At 46.3% G+C, this 14,112-nt stretch carries 16 protein-coding genes and 1 pseudogene; 16 read left to right on the top strand and 1 reads right to left on the bottom strand.

Annotation, left to right across the window (positions count from 1 at the left end):
- Positions 1-22 precede the first annotated feature (22 nt).
- Both OTK50_RS07790 and mtaB read left to right on the top strand, forming a co-directional pair.
- Positions 23-793 (top strand): 16S rRNA (uracil(1498)-N(3))-methyltransferase, encoded by a 771-nt coding sequence (locus tag OTK50_RS07790; RefSeq protein ID WP_007408275.1) that lies wholly within the window; start codon positions 23-25, stop codon positions 791-793.
- Positions 793-2,148 (top strand): tRNA (N(6)-L-threonylcarbamoyladenosine(37)-C(2))-methylthiotransferase MtaB, encoded by a 1,356-nt coding sequence (gene mtaB / locus OTK50_RS07785; protein WP_045208275.1) that lies wholly within the window; start codon positions 793-795, stop codon positions 2,146-2,148. The genes OTK50_RS07790 and mtaB overlap by 1 nt, the downstream gene beginning before the upstream one ends.
- 39 nt (positions 2,149-2,187) lie before the next feature.
- On the opposite strand, the gene OTK50_RS07780 is transcribed toward mtaB, so the two are convergent.
- Positions 2,188-3,114, bottom strand: a complete 927-nt coding sequence (locus tag OTK50_RS07780) for a Na/Pi symporter (RefSeq protein ID WP_007408277.1) — start codon at positions 3,112-3,114, stop codon at positions 2,188-2,190.
- A 171-nt stretch (positions 3,115-3,285) separates the two neighbouring features.
- Here OTK50_RS07780 and rpsU point away from each other — a divergent pair, with 171 nt between their 5' ends.
- The 14 genes and pseudogenes from rpsU (at position 3,286) to OTK50_RS07710 (ending at position 14,102) form a co-directional block, all read left to right on the top strand.
- Positions 3,286-3,459: a 30S ribosomal protein S21 gene (gene rpsU / locus OTK50_RS07775; RefSeq protein WP_003152957.1), complete on the top strand. Its 174-nt coding sequence runs from the start codon at positions 3,286-3,288 to the stop codon at positions 3,457-3,459.
- Between the two features lie 14 nt (positions 3,460-3,473).
- Positions 3,474-3,920, top strand: a complete 447-nt coding sequence (locus OTK50_RS07770) for a GatB/YqeY domain-containing protein (RefSeq protein WP_007408278.1) — start codon at positions 3,474-3,476, stop codon at positions 3,918-3,920.
- Between the two features lie 122 nt (positions 3,921-4,042).
- Entirely contained in the window at positions 4,043-5,359 is a 1,317-nt protein-coding gene (locus OTK50_RS07765; RefSeq protein ID WP_044802536.1) for an NfeD family protein, read from the top strand.
- A gap of 24 nt (positions 5,360-5,383) precedes the next feature.
- A complete protein-coding gene (gene floA, locus OTK50_RS07760) occupies positions 5,384-6,376 on the top strand; it encodes a flotillin-like protein FloA (RefSeq protein WP_044802537.1) in 993 nt (330 codons plus the stop codon).
- Positions 6,377-6,403: 27 nt separating this feature from the next.
- A complete protein-coding gene (locus tag OTK50_RS07755) occupies positions 6,404-6,838 on the top strand; it encodes a hypothetical protein (protein ID WP_007612661.1) in 435 nt (144 codons plus the stop codon).
- 56 nt (positions 6,839-6,894) lie between these two features.
- The gene (yqfC, locus tag OTK50_RS07750) at positions 6,895-7,176 is read left to right on the top strand and encodes a sporulation protein YqfC (protein ID WP_003152966.1); all 282 of its coding nucleotides are present in this window, start codon (positions 6,895-6,897) and stop codon (positions 7,174-7,176) included.
- Positions 7,177-7,193: 17 nt separating this feature from the next.
- Positions 7,194-8,418: pseudogene (gene yqfD / locus OTK50_RS07745) on the top strand (sporulation protein YqfD).
- Positions 8,382-9,341, top strand: a complete 960-nt coding sequence (locus OTK50_RS07740; protein WP_044802538.1) for a PhoH family protein — start codon at positions 8,382-8,384, stop codon at positions 9,339-9,341. The pseudogene yqfD and the gene OTK50_RS07740 overlap by 37 nt, the downstream one beginning before the upstream one ends.
- An 80-nt stretch (positions 9,342-9,421) precedes the next feature.
- Positions 9,422-11,554, top strand: a complete 2,133-nt coding sequence (locus tag OTK50_RS07735; protein ID WP_007408284.1) for an HD family phosphohydrolase — start codon at positions 9,422-9,424, stop codon at positions 11,552-11,554.
- Positions 11,555-12,028, top strand: a complete 474-nt coding sequence (gene ybeY, locus OTK50_RS07730) for an rRNA maturation RNase YbeY (protein WP_003152973.1) — start codon at positions 11,555-11,557, stop codon at positions 12,026-12,028.
- On the top strand, positions 12,009-12,383 hold the full coding sequence (locus tag OTK50_RS07725; RefSeq protein ID WP_003152974.1) for a diacylglycerol kinase family protein: 375 nt from the start codon (positions 12,009-12,011) through the stop codon (positions 12,381-12,383). Before ybeY ends, OTK50_RS07725 begins: the two co-directional genes overlap by 20 nt.
- A gap of 123 nt (positions 12,384-12,506) precedes the next feature.
- Positions 12,507-12,917 (top strand): cytidine deaminase, encoded by a 411-nt coding sequence (locus tag OTK50_RS07720; RefSeq protein ID WP_003152976.1) that lies wholly within the window; start codon positions 12,507-12,509, stop codon positions 12,915-12,917.
- Positions 12,898-13,803, top strand: coding sequence for a GTPase Era (era, locus tag OTK50_RS07715; RefSeq protein ID WP_007408285.1), 906 nt, complete (start codon positions 12,898-12,900; stop codon positions 13,801-13,803). The genes OTK50_RS07720 and era overlap by 20 nt, the downstream gene beginning before the upstream one ends.
- Positions 13,804-13,958: 155 nt before the next feature.
- Positions 13,959-14,102: a YqzL family protein gene (locus tag OTK50_RS07710; protein WP_007408286.1), complete on the top strand. Its 144-nt coding sequence runs from the start codon at positions 13,959-13,961 to the stop codon at positions 14,100-14,102.
- Positions 14,103-14,112: the final 10 nt, after the last annotated feature.

The following is a 14,112-nucleotide window of genomic DNA, read 5'->3' as shown; positions in this document are numbered from 1 at the left end:
CAGTTAGTAGGTGTCACAGCGTATGCAACGATATTTTATCGAGCTCACGAAGCAGGAGATGGACGAAACTCCTGATTTTCAAATCACGGGGGAAGACGTCCACCACATAGCGAACGTCATGAGAATGAGTGCGGGAGACCGGATTATCTGCTGTTCGAAAGACGGCCATGAAGCGTTATGCCTGCTTAAAGAGGTTTCTAAAGATCATATATCATGCAGCATTGCTGAGTGGACGGGTGAAAACCGTGAACTGCCTTTGAAGATCAGGATCGCAAGCGGCCTCCCGAAAGGCGATAAGCTTGAATGGATTATCCAAAAAGGGACCGAGCTGGGGGCAAGTATGTTCATCCCTTTTCAAGGCGCCAGATCCGTCGTTAAGTTAGACGACAAAAAGGCAAAGAAAAAACGGGAGAGATGGGCGAAAATCGCGAAGGAAGCGGCGGAGCAATCGTACCGCAATGAAATTCCCGAAGTGAAAACCGTTCATACGTTCCGGCAGCTGCTTGAAATGGCGGAGAATGTCGATAAATGTGTCGTTGCATACGAGGAGTCATCAAAGCAGGGAGAAACGGGCGCTTTCGCCGCGGAGCTCAAAAGCCTTCCGCAAGGTTCGTCTCTTTTAATCGTATTCGGCCCTGAAGGCGGTCTGACCGAGTCTGAAGTTCATCAGCTTTCAGAAAAAGGCGCCGTCTTATGCGGCCTCGGACCGAGAATTTTACGGACTGAAACTGCGCCTCTTTACGCGTTAAGCGCAGTTTCCTATCATACAGAGTTATTAAGAGGTGATCAGTAATGGCAACTGTTGCTTTTCATACCCTTGGCTGCAAGGTCAACCATTATGAAACAGAAGCAATCTGGCAGCTGTTTAAAGATGCGGGTTATGAACGAAAAGAATTCGAACAGACAGCAGATGTATATGTCATTAATACATGTACGGTAACAAACACGGGAGATAAAAAAAGCCGTCAAGTCATCAGACGGGCGATCCGCCAAAATCCTGACGGCGTCATCTGCGTAACAGGGTGCTATGCGCAAACCTCTCCGGCAGAAATTATGGCCATCCCGGGTGTTGACATCGTCGTCGGCACGCAGGATCGTGAAAAAATGCTCGGTTACATTGAGCAGTATAGGGAAGAGCGTCAGCCGATCAACGGCGTCGGCAATATTATGAAAGCACGCGTGTTTGAAGAGCTGGATGTTCCCGCTTTTACTGACCGCACAAGAGCGTCGTTAAAAATCCAAGAGGGCTGCAACAACTTCTGTACGTTCTGCATTATCCCTTGGGCGCGCGGCCTGCTTCGTTCCCGCGATCCGGAAGAAGTCATTAAACAGGCACAGCAGCTGGTGGATGCCGGCTATAAAGAAATCGTCCTGACGGGGATTCATACGGGCGGCTACGGCGAAGATATGAAAGATTATAATTTCGCCAAGCTTCTCCGCGAGCTGGATACGCGTGTAGAAGGACTGAAGCGGATCAGAATTTCATCTATTGAAGCAAGCCAAATCACTGATGAAGTAATTGAAGTGCTGGATGCGTCTGATAAAATCGTCCGTCACCTTCATATCCCGATTCAGTCAGGATCAAACACCGTTCTGAAACGGATGAGACGCAAATATACGATGGAATTTTTCGCGGACCGTTTAAATAAGCTGAAAGAAGCGCTGCCGGGTCTTGCCGTCACATCTGATGTCATCGTCGGTTTCCCGGGTGAAACGGAAGAAGAATTTATGGAAACATATCGATTCATTAAGGAACATAAGTTTTCAGAGCTTCACGTATTCCCTTACAGCAAACGCACCGGAACACCTGCGGCCAGAATGGAAGACCAGGTTGACGAGAACGTGAAAAACGAACGGGTGCATAAGCTGATCGCGCTGTCAGACCAGCTTGCCAAAGAATACGCCTCCGATTATGAAGGAGAGGTTCTGGAAATCATTCCGGAAGAGGCGTTTAAAGAGTCTGATGAAGACGGCATGTTCGTCGGCTATACGGACAATTACATGAAAGTCGTCTTCAAAGGCACGGAAGATCTAATCGGCAAACTTGTCAAAGTCAAAATTCAAAAAGCGGGCTATCCGTATAACGAAGGACAATTCGTCCGTGTCGTTGAGGATGAAATGACCCGAAACATGCGCATGTCTTCATAACATATTTAAAAAAACCGGTGCCTTCCCGCATCGGTTTTTTTACGGTTTCGGAGGAATCAGCCTGTCAATCAGCCGGTAAAACAAATGTGTGAACGGCAGAAACAATAGGGCGGTGACTACGTTAAATAACAGGCTGAAATGCGCAATCATCTGCGCGGGATCATCAGACAGGCGCTCCGTAAAACCTGCTGATGCGGACAGGAAGGGAAATACGAGCAGCACGCCGAGAATATTAAACACAACGTGAGCACCGGCGGTCTGTCTGGCGGCATAACCGCCTGAAACAGCAGCCATGACGGCCGTGACGCATGTCCCGATATTAGATCCCAGAACGACGCTGACCGCTTGTTCAATGCCGATCACCCCTTCGTTCATAAAACTCATCAAAATGCCGATGCAGACGGAGCTTGAATGAATGATTGCCGTCAATATCATACCGATAAAAAGAGCGGACCAGCTCGAATCATTCACATGTCGCAAAACCTCCGCCCCCGCCTTCATTTCTGTCAGCGGAACGGCGAGCCGGCTGAAGCATGTGATGCAAAAAAAGATGATGCCGAGACCGAGGAAGCTTATGCCGATCTGCCTGAACGGATATTTACGGAGGAGGATAAACACAAGGCCTCCGATAAAAAGCACCCAAATGAGCACATCCATCTTTATGGCTAAAAACTCCGTCGTAAACGTGGAGCCGACATTCGTGCCGAGAATCATCGGAATGGTCCGTTTAAAAGATAAAGCGCCTGCGCTGACAAAGCCGATGACAATGACCATGAAGGCTGAGCTGCTCTGAAGAAAACCAGTGAACACGATGCTTATGAGAAAAGCTTTCAAAGGGTGGTCGGTAAATAAGAGCAGGCTTTTCTCAATTTTTGAATACGTTAATGCGATCAGCCCCTGCCTGAGCAGGCTCATTCCGAGTAAAAAAACCAGGATAAGTGCGGTAAAGAGAATCAGTATCATCAAACGAAACACCCCTTTCCATCATTATATAGACAAGCAGCCTTATTCATGACGGAAAAGTGAGCTCGCTTAGTTGACCTGACTGATGGCTTATATTATAATGTCAAAGTACATGTTTATATATGTATCTTTTTAAAGGTAGTCGATTGGTGTATTCGGAGGGAGGGAAAGAGAATGTCAAAAACGGTCGTTAGAAAAAACGAATCGCTTGAAGATGCTCTTCGTCGCTTCAAACGCAGTGTATCAAAGACAGGTACTTTGCAAGAAGCAAGAAAGCGCGAATTTTATGAAAAACCTAGCGTAAAGCGCAAGAAAAAGTCAGAAGCTGCTAGAAAACGCAAATTCTAAAAGAGGGTGGATTTATGAGTCTTCTTGAGCGACTTAACCAAGATATGAAGCTGTATATGAAAAGCCGTGAGAAAGACAAACTGACTGTCGTTCGAATGGTGAAAGCTTCACTTCAAAACGAAGCAATTAAGCTTAAGAAAGACAGTTTGACCGAGGATGAGGAACTTACTGTCCTATCTCGTGAACTTAAGCAACGTAAAGACTCCCTCCATGAATTTTCAAACGCTAATCGTTTAGATTTAGTAGATAAAGTTCAAAAAGAGCTGGACATTTTAGAAGTTTATTTACCGAAGCAGCTCTCTGAAGAAGAGCTGCAGACAATCGTAAATGAAACCATCGCTGAAGTCGGTGCGAGCTCCAAAGCGGACATGGGCAAAGTGATGAGTGCTATTATGCCTAAAGTAAAAGGTAAAGCTGACGGAAGCGTAATTAACAGACTTGTCAGCAGTCAATTATCTTAATTGACAAGAAAAAAGACATCTTTCCTTGAGAGATGTCTTTTTTTATACATAAAAAAATGAAACTAAAGTACATTTGTTACGTATATAAAGAAGAACGAAACGGGAAGGAGGGTATATTTGCCTTGTTCCGAAAAAAAACCGGAATTGCTGTTGCTCTATTGGGCTTATTTGTATTATCTTTATTAGGGGTTCAATTGAACGCGAAAGCTGATCACCCATCGGTTTATGTCATCCCGGTTGAGAAAAATGTCGAACAGGGGCTCGCCTCGTTTTTATCGCGTTCTTTCAAAGAAGCGAAGGAGTCCGGCGCGTCACACATTATTCTTGACATCAATACACCGGGAGGCGCCGTTCAATCAGCCTTGGATATTGCGGATATCATCGGCCGCGCGGATGTGCCTGTTACCGCTTACGTTAATAAACGGGCGCTTTCTGCCGGAGCGTATATAGCGCTTCAGGCAGATGAAATCTATATGGCGCCGGGCGGAAAAATGGGTGCCGCAGCCATCATCGACGGAAAAGGAAACGCGGCAGACAAAAAGGCCCAATCACTGTGGCATGCAGAAATGGAGGACGCAGCGGTTAAAAACAATCGAAATCCGAAATACGCCCTAGCCATGGCAGATCCCGCCATCAATGCAAAGGAAGCGGGCGCCCCAAAGGGAAAACTGCTGACACTGACAGCTGAAAAAGCCAAGGAAGTCGGATATTCGGAGGGCACGGTTTCAGACCTTGATGCTCTATATACAAAGCTCGGTTTTGACAAAGCGGATGTTCACCATGCAGAAGAAGGTTTCGTCGGCAAACTGGGCCGATGGCTGACAAATCCGTTTGTTGTCCCCGTCTTATTAACGCTTGCTTTGCTTGGTTTGACCATTGAATTGTTCTCGCCGGGCCTCGGGATACCGGGTGCCGTCGGACTGACGGCCATGCTGCTGTTTTTCACCGGGCATATCGCTGCCGGATTCGCCGGCTATGACAGCGTATTCTTATTTTGCGCGGGCTTGGTTTTTATCCTTTTAGAGATATTCCTGCCCGGAGGCATAATCGGTCTTATCGGTATTGCAGGCGTCATCGCGAGCCTCTTTCTCGCTGCGGGCAGCTTTACCGTAATGGCGGTTTCTCTCTTGATCGCCATTGCTGTGTCTATTACAGCCTTTATCATATTAACAAGGGTGTTGGGGAAACGAATGAAATTCTTTAAAAAATTAATATTAACTGATTCAACAAGCACGGAGAGCGGTTATGTTTCAAATCAGAACCGGACGGAGCTGTTGGGAAAAGTCGGCATTACCGCTACAGCCCTCAGACCGTCAGGCACCGTCATTATTGATGATGAACGTCTGGATGTCGTCTCGGAAGGATCATTCACTGAAAAAGACAGACAGGTGAAAGTAGTGAAAGCGGAAGGCTCACGCATTGTCGTGAGAGAAATATAGATGATAACCTTGAGGAGGAATTAGATGGAACTGTCAAGTTTGGCGATTTTAGCATTAGTTGCTGCTGCCATTATTGTGTTAGCCATATTCTTCACCTTTGTACCGGTGATGCTATGGATTTCCGCGCTTGCGGCAGGAGTCAGAATCAGCATTTTCACTTTGGTCGGGATGAGGCTGCGGCGCGTCATACCAAGCCGCGTTGTCAATCCGTTAATTAAAGCGCACAAAGCCGGCCTTGCCGCAACAACAAATCAGCTCGAAAGCCATTATCTGGCCGGAGGTAATGTCGACAGGGTGGTCAATGCCCTGATTGCGGCACAGCGCGCCAATATTGAGCTGACATTTGAACGCTGTGCAGCCATTGACCTGGCCGGGCGTGACGTATTGGAAGCCGTACAGATGAGCGTCAACCCGAAGGTCATTGAAACACCGTTTATCGCGGGTGTCGCCATGGACGGAATTGAAGTAAAAGCAAAAGCCAGAATCACGGTAAGAGCCAATATTGAGCGCCTTGTCGGAGGAGCGGGAGAAGAGACGATTGTCGCCCGTGTCGGAGAAGGGATTGTCTCGACAATCGGTTCTTCACACAATCATAAAAAAGTACTTGAAAACCCTGATATGATTTCGCAGACCGTACTTGGCAAAGGGCTGGATTCAGGCACCGCATTTGAAATTCTTTCGATTGACATCGCCGACGTTGATATCGGCAAAAACATCGGAGCGATTCTTCAGACGGATCAGGCAGAAGCAGATAAAAACATTGCGCAGGCCAAAGCCGAAGAGCGCCGCGCCATGGCGGTCGCCCAAGAGCAGGAAATGCGCGCTCGCGTAGAAGAAATGCGTGCGAAAGTCGTGGAAGCAGAAGCCGAAGTGCCGCTTGCGATGGCAGAAGCGTTGCGTGAAGGAAACATCGGCGTCATGGACTATATGAACATAAAAAATATCGACGCGGATACGGACATGAGGGATTCTATCGGCAAGCTGACGAATGACCAGCAAGATGAAGACCAACAATAACCTCTCTATTAAGGAGGGAGCCGCTATATGCACGAGATTCTGACAAATCCGCTCGTCATTGCCGCCGTCATCGGCATTATATCGGCAATATTCGGCAAGAAAAACAAAGATGAAAAACGGCCGCCGGGTACACGTCCCGAAAATCAGGCAAAAAAGCAGGATCAAAAACAGCCGCAGAAAGAGCATAAGCCGGAAGCGGAAGAATTGCCTGCCGTTTCAGAAGAGAACCCTTTTGAGCAAAAAAGAAGGGAAGCTGAAAAGCGCCTAGCGGAGACGGAGCAGATGTTTAACGGGCTTGAACATAAGCTGGCATCCCCACGCGCACGAAACGCGTCTCTGAAGAAGTCAGCCCTCAAAATAAATAAAGAAACTGCGGTCCAAGGCATTATATTCAGTGAGGTTTTGGGGCCGCCCCGTGCAAAAAAACCGCACCGGACCATGCGGAACATCGGTAAAAAATAAAGTGTTAGAACCCCTTTTCAAATCATACATATGAGATGAAAGGGGGTTCTTTTTTTATGGGGCAAAGAAAGAATCGTGTAAAGGCATGGCTGACAAGAGCATTGGAAATTCCCCCGGACGTTATGATGGATCTGCCTCGTATTACGATGGTCGGCAGACTTCATATCTACATAGAGAATCACAGAGGCCTCCTGCTGTTCAGCGAAGAAGAAGTCAGGCTGATGCTCAAGCAGGGGCAGTGTATCATATCAGGAAAAAACTTGGTCATTAAGGCAATCCTTCCTGAGGAAATCCTTTTGGAAGGCACGATAGATCACGTACGATATGTCGATTCATAAAGCCGGGGGGAAATAATGTGAAAAACAAATGGCTGTCATTTTTTTCGGGTAAAGTCCAAATGGAAGTCAAAGGAAAAGGAATTGAACGGCTGCTGAATGAATGCACGAGAAACGGAATCGCCATCTTTGCGGTGAAAAAAAAGCAAGACTGTGTTCTGCTGATGATTCAGCTTCAAGATGTACATGCTTTCAGAAGAGTCATCAGAAAACATGAATGCAAAGCAAGCTTTACAAAAAGAAAGGGTCTTCCCTTTCTGCTTCTCAAATCAAAATTAAACCTGGGCTTCACTGCGGGATTTGTGATATTTTTTGTTATATTGTTTCTTTTGTCCAACATGATTTGGGAAATTGATATTAAAGGGGCCAAGCCAGAAACCGAGCATCAGATGGTAAAACACCTTGAAGAAATCGGTGTGAAAAAAGGCCGTTTGCAATTTTTAATGATGACGCCGGAGAAAATTCAAAAATCATTAACAAACGGTATCGATAATATTACGTGGGTCGGTGTGGAATTGAACGGGACAGCCCTTCATATGAAAGTGGTCGAAAAAAACGAACCGACAAAAGAAAAGTACGTGAGCCCCCGCCATATCGTTGCCAAAAAGAAGGCGGTCATCAAAAGGATGTTCGTGCAAAAGGGGCAGCCGATGGCTTTTGTGAACGATCATGTTGACAAAGGACAGCTCCTTGTCTCAGGACTGATCGGAAATGAAGACCGGAAAGTCGCCTCAAAAGCGGAAATTTACGGAGAAACATGGTACAAGTCAGAAGTAACCGTGCCTCTTGAAACATCATTTACGCTATATACGGGTAAAGTAAGGACGAAGCACAAGCTGTCTTTCGGATCATGGGGCGTGCCTTTTTGGGGCTTTGAATTTAATGAGAAGCCGTTGAAACATCCGAAAACAGAGGAAGAAAAGCATCCGTTTCAATTTCTGGGGATGAAGCTTCCGGTTTCTTACGTTCAAGAACAGACAAGAGAAAGTGAAACATCCGTGCGGACTTATACGAAAGGCGAAGCGGTTCAGGCCGGTATCAAAATGGGAAGACAAGATGTAGAAAAGCGATTAAACGGCAGCGGAGAGGTGGAAAGTGAAAAAGTTTTGCACCAATCCGTTGAGAATGGTAAAGTAAAGTTGATTATTCTCTACCAAGTTATAGAAGATATCGTTCAAACCACACCTATTGTTCAGGGAGACTAAAGAATGGCAGAACATTTACTTGCGATTAATCACAAACTGAAAAGCCCGGACGAAGCACTTTCTTTGTTCGGCAGCCAAGATGCTTTTTTACATTTAATGGAGAAGGATCTGGGCATTAGCCTCATCACACGCGGTGAAACCATTTACGTTTCTGGGAATGATGAAACATTTGAGATCGCTGACAGATTATTGGGCTCGCTCCTTACTTTAATTCGCAAGGGGATCGAGATTTCGGAACGTGATGTGCTGTATGCCGTGAAAATGGCAAAAAAAGATGAACTGGACTATTTTGAAAGCATGTATGAAGAGGAAATAACGAAAACGGCAAAAGGCAAACCGATCCGTGTCAAAACCATCGGCCAAAGAGAGTATGTGGCGGCGATGAAGAAAAACGACATGGTGTTCGGCATCGGGCCGGCGGGAACCGGTAAAACTTATTTGGCGGTCGTAAAAGCGGTGCATGCTTTAAAAAACGGCCACATTAAAAAAATCATTTTAACAAGACCCGCTGTGGAAGCCGGCGAGAGCCTCGGCTTTCTGCCCGGAGATTTAAAGGAAAAAGTAGATCCTTATCTGCGCCCGCTGTATGACGCGCTCCATGATGTGCTCGGAAGCGACCATACGGAGCGTCTTTTGGAAAGAGGGGTTATCGAAATCGCCCCGCTTGCCTATATGAGAGGGCGGACGCTTGACGACGCGTATGTGATTCTTGATGAAGCCCAGAATACCACTCCCGCTCAAATGAAAATGTTTTTGACGAGATTGGGTTTTGGCTCTAAAATGATCATTACGGGCGACGTAAGCCAAATTGACCTGCCGAAAGGCGTCACATCGGGACTTGCAGTAGCGAAGGACATGCTGAAGGACGTAAACGGCATCTCCGTGATTGAACTTGACCAGACAGATGTGGTCAGGCATCCGCTTGTTGCAAAAATTATTGAAGCTTATGATAAGCAAAAGTAATGCAAAAATGACCCGATCTCCCGTTATCGGGTCATTTTTATATGATGTGTTCCTGATGTTTCAGGGAGGAGGTTCTTGTTTTGAAAAAGAAGGGAAAGGGCAAAAGCGCCCGGGAACGGTTCCGCAGTTTCAGACATGCCCGCTCAGCCCATGTGCTGCTGTACCTGCTGCTTTCAGCGATCATGTTTGGTTTGCTCTTTATTCATGTAAAACCTGAATCACTTAATTTGGATTTGTTTGCAGTCAGTGATAAGACGATTTACGCGCCCGCCACAGTGGAAGATCAGCAGGCGACGGAATCGAAAAAGCAGGCGGCCGAAGATGCGGTGGAAGATCAATACACTCTGAAAAAAGGCTATACCGACAACCGGCTTGACCTGATCACTTCCATTTTTGACAGCATCGGCGAAGTGAAAAAAGATGCGGAAAAAGACAAAAAGTCACCTTCGGAAAAATCACTGGTAAAATCGGTGAAAAACAAGCTGACACAGGATGTCAATGAATCCGTCTCGGAAGATGCCATTAAATCGCTTCTCCATGCAAACAATGAAGATTTCTCATTTGTGAGGGATTCCGTCATTACCGCGGTGAATACGGTGATGAGCAGTGAAATTCCTTCTGAAAAGCTTGCTGAAGCGAAGGATAAGGTCGCAAAAGAGCTGAAAAGCGCTTCTGTGCCGTCAAAATATTTAGCGGCTGCGACTGAAATCGGAAAATACGCGGTCATCCCGAATTACGTATTTGATCCGAAAGCGACCGATGAAAAACGCCAGGAAGCGTCAGACAGCGTCCAGCCGGTACAGATCAAACAGGGACAGGTTCTCGTGGAAGAGAATGATCTGATCGACCGGGAAGTATACAGGAAGCTTGAACTGACGGGTCTTTTGAATAATTCCAACCTGTTAAAACCGATCAGCGGTCTGCTTCTGATGATCGGTCTGTTTATCGCCACGCTTGTCTACTATTTTGAGAAACAGCAGCAGGAGCTTAAGCTGAAAAATAAATCTCTTTTGCTGTTTTCTATCATTACAACGCTTATTCTCGTCATTATGGAAGTCGTCAGTCTCTTTCAGAAGATTGAATACACCAATATCGGTTATCTTGTGCCGATCGCCGCCGGCGCGATTTTAATCAGGCTGCTGCTCAATGAAAGGCTCGCCATTTTAGGAAGCATCATTCTGGCGATCTGCGGCAGTATGATGTTTAATCAGGGTGTGACGGGAACATTTAATTACGTCATCGGCATTTACTATTTAATCAGCAGCATTTCAGGCATTCTGTTTTTGGGAAAACATAATGCGAGATCAAAAATATTGCAGACGGGACTGTTCGTCTCATTTATTAATATGATTATCGTGCTGTCGCTATTATTAATACAAAATACGGCGCTGTCACCGGTTGAAATCGGAACGCTGATGCTGATGGGGGTCGTCTCGGGACTTGCTTCATCCGTTTTGATTATCGGTCTGATGCCGTTTTTTGAGACGGGATTCGGCATTCTTTCAACAATGAGGCTGATTGAACTGTCTAATCCGAATCATCCCCTGCTTCGAAAGATTTTAACGGAAACACCCGGTACATATCATCACAGCGTCATGGTGGCAAATCTGTCGGAAGCGGCTTGTGAAGCCGTAGGGGCAAACGGTCTTTTAGCACGGGTCGGAGCGTATTATCACGATCTCGGCAAAACGAAACGTCCGCAATATTTTATTGAAAATCAGATGAATATGGATAATCCGCATGACAAGCTGTCTCCGCAGCTCAGCAAAAATATCATAATCGCACATACGACAGACGGTGCGAATATGCTCAGAAGCTATAAGTTTCCGAAAGAGCTTGTGGATATCGCGGAGCAGCATCACGGAACGTCCCTTTTGAAATTCTTTTATTATAAAGCGAAAGAAAAGGGCGACCAGATTACAGAGAAAGAGTTCCGCTACCCGGGGCCGAAGCCTCAATCGAAAGAAGCGGCTATTATCTCAGTGGCCGACAGCGTTGAAGCCGCCGTCCGTTCCATGCATAATCCCAATCCCGAGCGGATCGAAAAACTGGTGCGGGGAATTATATCCGATAAGCTTCAGGACGGACAATTCTCAGAATGTGATCTCACGTTCCGAGAACTGGATACGATCGCAAAAACACTATGTGCGACTTTAAAAGGAATTTTCCACTCCCGGATTGAATATCCGGAGGCTACGAAGAAGGTGAAATAAATGGGTTTACTCATAGATATTGTTGATGAAACGAACAGCGTCTCAGCTGATGCGCTCCAAGAAGTGGAGAAGCTGCTCCAATTCGCGGCGGAAAAAGAAGGCGTTCAGGATCAGGCTGAAGTATCGGTCACGATTGTGACAAATGAGGAAATCAGAGAAATCAACAGAGACTACCGGGGAAAAGACACTCCGACTGATGTCATTTCGTTTGCGCTTGAGGAAGAAGGCGAAGACGAGGTTGAAATCGTAGGCGCCGACATGCCGCCTGTTTTAGGAGATATTATCATCAGCGCAGACAGAACGAAAGAGCAAGCGGAAGAGTACGGCCATTCATTTATGAGAGAGCTCGGTTTTCTGGCCGTCCACGGCTTTTTGCATTTGCTTGGCTATGATCACATGACAAAAGAAGAAGAGGAAGAAATGTTTTCAAAGCAAAAGGATTTGCTGGATGAGTATGGACTCACGAGATCATAAAAACGAGTGGAGCAGGTTCCTGAAGAGCTTTGTCCATGCATGGAGGGGAATCTGGAAAACGGCGCGGTCAGAGCGGAATTTTCAATTTCATATTACCGCGGCCTGCGCCGTTATCGTTTGCGGTTTTCTCACTGGGCTGAGCACAGCCGAATGGGCCGTTGTTTTGGTGCTGATCGGAGGGATGCTTGCTTTGGAGCTTTTAAATACGGCGATAGAGCATGTTGTGGATTTAGTTACCGATCAGTATCACCCGCTCGCAAAAGCGGCAAAGGACGCGGCCGCCGGAGCCGTTTGCGTCTTTGCCGTGATATCGTGTATCATTGGTTTACTCATCTTCTTGCCGAAGATATGTTAGCAGAAGATTCTTACAATTATTTTACATTGCCAAAAATGGGCGTGAAAAACCAATCATAATTATGTAAAATAAAAGTGACAGCGGTATCATACAGGATAAAGGTAAGAGAGGAATTAAGTACACATGAACAGACAAGAATTGATTGCAGAAGCATTAAAAGCGCGGGACACAGCGTATGTGCCGTATTCAAATTTCAGAGTGGGAGCCGCTCTTCTTACCAAAGACGGAAAAGTGTACAGAGGCTGCAACATTGAAAATGCGGCATACAGCATGTGCAACTGTGCTGAACGCACGGCGATATTCAAAGCTGTTTCCGAGGGGGATACGGAATTTGCGATGCTCGCCGTGGCTGCGGATACTCCGGGACCGGTTTCGCCGTGCGGAGCCTGCAGGCAAGTAATTTCCGAGCTGTGCTCAAAGGATATGCTTGTTATTCTGACCAACTTACAAGGACAAATAAAAGAAATGACTGCGGAAGAATTATTGCCGGGCGCATTTTCATCGGAGGATTTACATGACGAACGAAAGCTTTAAATCAGGATTTGTATCTATCATCGGAAGACCGAACGTAGGAAAGTCTACCTTTTTAAACAGGGTCATCGGTCAAAAGATCGCCATCATGAGCGACAAACCCCAGACGACAAGAAATAAAGTCCAAGGGGTGCTGACAACCGGCACGTCGCAGACCATTTTCATTGATACACCGGGCATTCACAAACCAAAGCACAAGCTTGGCGACTTTATGATGAAAGTGGCCCAGAATACGCTGAAAGAAGTTGACTTGGTGTTATTTATGATTAACGCCGAAGAAGGGTACGGAAAAGGCGACGAGTTTATCATTGAAAAGCTCGGACAGACGTCCACGCCGGTCTTTCTGATCGTAAACAAAATTGATAAGATCCACCCTGACCAGCTGCTTCTTTTAATTGATGAGTACCGTACGCGCTATCCGTTTAAGGAAATCGTGCCGATCTCAGCTTTGGAAGGGAACAACGTCGAAACCCTTCTCGCGCAGATTGAAGCGTATTTACCGGAAGGGCCTCAGTTCTATCCGAGCGATCAGGTGACTGACCATCCCGAGCGGTTCATTATTTCTGAACTGATCAGGGAAAAGGTGCTCCATCTGACAAGGGAAGAAGTGCCGCACAGCATCGCTGTCGCCATCGAGTCCATTAAAGGGCAGGAAAACGGCTCCGTCCATGTCGCCGCCACCATTGTGGTCGAGCGGGATTCTCAAAAAGGCATTGTCATCGGCAAAAAAGGAGCGCTTCTGAAAGAAGTCGGCAAAAGAGCGCGGGCTGATATTGAAGCTCTTTTGGGCTCACGCGTTTACCTGGAATTATGGGTGAAGGTGCAGAAGGACTGGCGGAATAAAATGTCTCAGCTGCGTGATTTTGGCTTTAAAGAGGATGAATATTAATTCATCTAAGGCGCATGCCTGAGGTGTGAGATTACCTCACAGAAGCAGGGATTCGTTAGCAAAATTTGTTTAACATGAAAAGGAGGACATCAGGTCAAGATAAGGGTAAGAATTTGGATTGCAAAGCTAGTTTAATGATGAAAGGTGGGTTTTTTGTGTTGAATTTTACCTGGAACGTATTTTCTCAAACAGGAAGTGTTGATACGTACCTTCTTTTTAAAGAACTGGAAAAAGAGAACCTGGAAAGACCCGAAGAACCGGAAGATGAGCTAGCCCGAATTGATTTTCCAATTTTGTAAACCTCTTGGC

It is taken from the genome of Bacillus sp. NEAU-CP5 (assembly GCF_026420705.1).
Lineage (GTDB): Bacteria > Bacillota > Bacilli > Bacillales > Bacillaceae > Bacillus > Bacillus velezensis.
The sequence above is the reverse complement of the archived record's forward strand: the minus strand, read 5'-3'. Positions and strand labels throughout refer to the sequence as shown.

Coding starts and splice junctions, on each gene's coding strand:
- OTK50_RS07790 (WP_007408275.1), top strand. CDS start 23: ATGCAACGATATTTTATCGAGCTCACGAAGCAGGAGATGGACGAAACT.
- mtaB (WP_045208275.1), top strand. CDS start 793: ATGGCAACTGTTGCTTTTCATACCCTTGGCTGCAAGGTCAACCATTAT.
- rpsU (WP_003152957.1), top strand. CDS start 3,286: ATGTCAAAAACGGTCGTTAGAAAAAACGAATCGCTTGAAGATGCTCTT.
- OTK50_RS07770 (WP_007408278.1), top strand. CDS start 3,474: ATGAGTCTTCTTGAGCGACTTAACCAAGATATGAAGCTGTATATGAAA.
- floA (WP_044802537.1), top strand. CDS start 5,384: ATGGAACTGTCAAGTTTGGCGATTTTAGCATTAGTTGCTGCTGCCATT.
- OTK50_RS07755 (WP_007612661.1), top strand. CDS start 6,404: ATGCACGAGATTCTGACAAATCCGCTCGTCATTGCCGCCGTCATCGGC.
- yqfC (WP_003152966.1), top strand. CDS start 6,895: ATGGGGCAAAGAAAGAATCGTGTAAAGGCATGGCTGACAAGAGCATTG.
- OTK50_RS07740 (WP_044802538.1), top strand. CDS start 8,382: ATGGCAGAACATTTACTTGCGATTAATCACAAACTGAAAAGCCCGGAC.
- ybeY (WP_003152973.1), top strand. CDS start 11,555: ATGGGTTTACTCATAGATATTGTTGATGAAACGAACAGCGTCTCAGCT.
- OTK50_RS07725 (WP_003152974.1), top strand. CDS start 12,009: ATGGACTCACGAGATCATAAAAACGAGTGGAGCAGGTTCCTGAAGAGC.
- OTK50_RS07720 (WP_003152976.1), top strand. CDS start 12,507: ATGAACAGACAAGAATTGATTGCAGAAGCATTAAAAGCGCGGGACACA.
- era (WP_007408285.1), top strand. CDS start 12,898: ATGACGAACGAAAGCTTTAAATCAGGATTTGTATCTATCATCGGAAGA.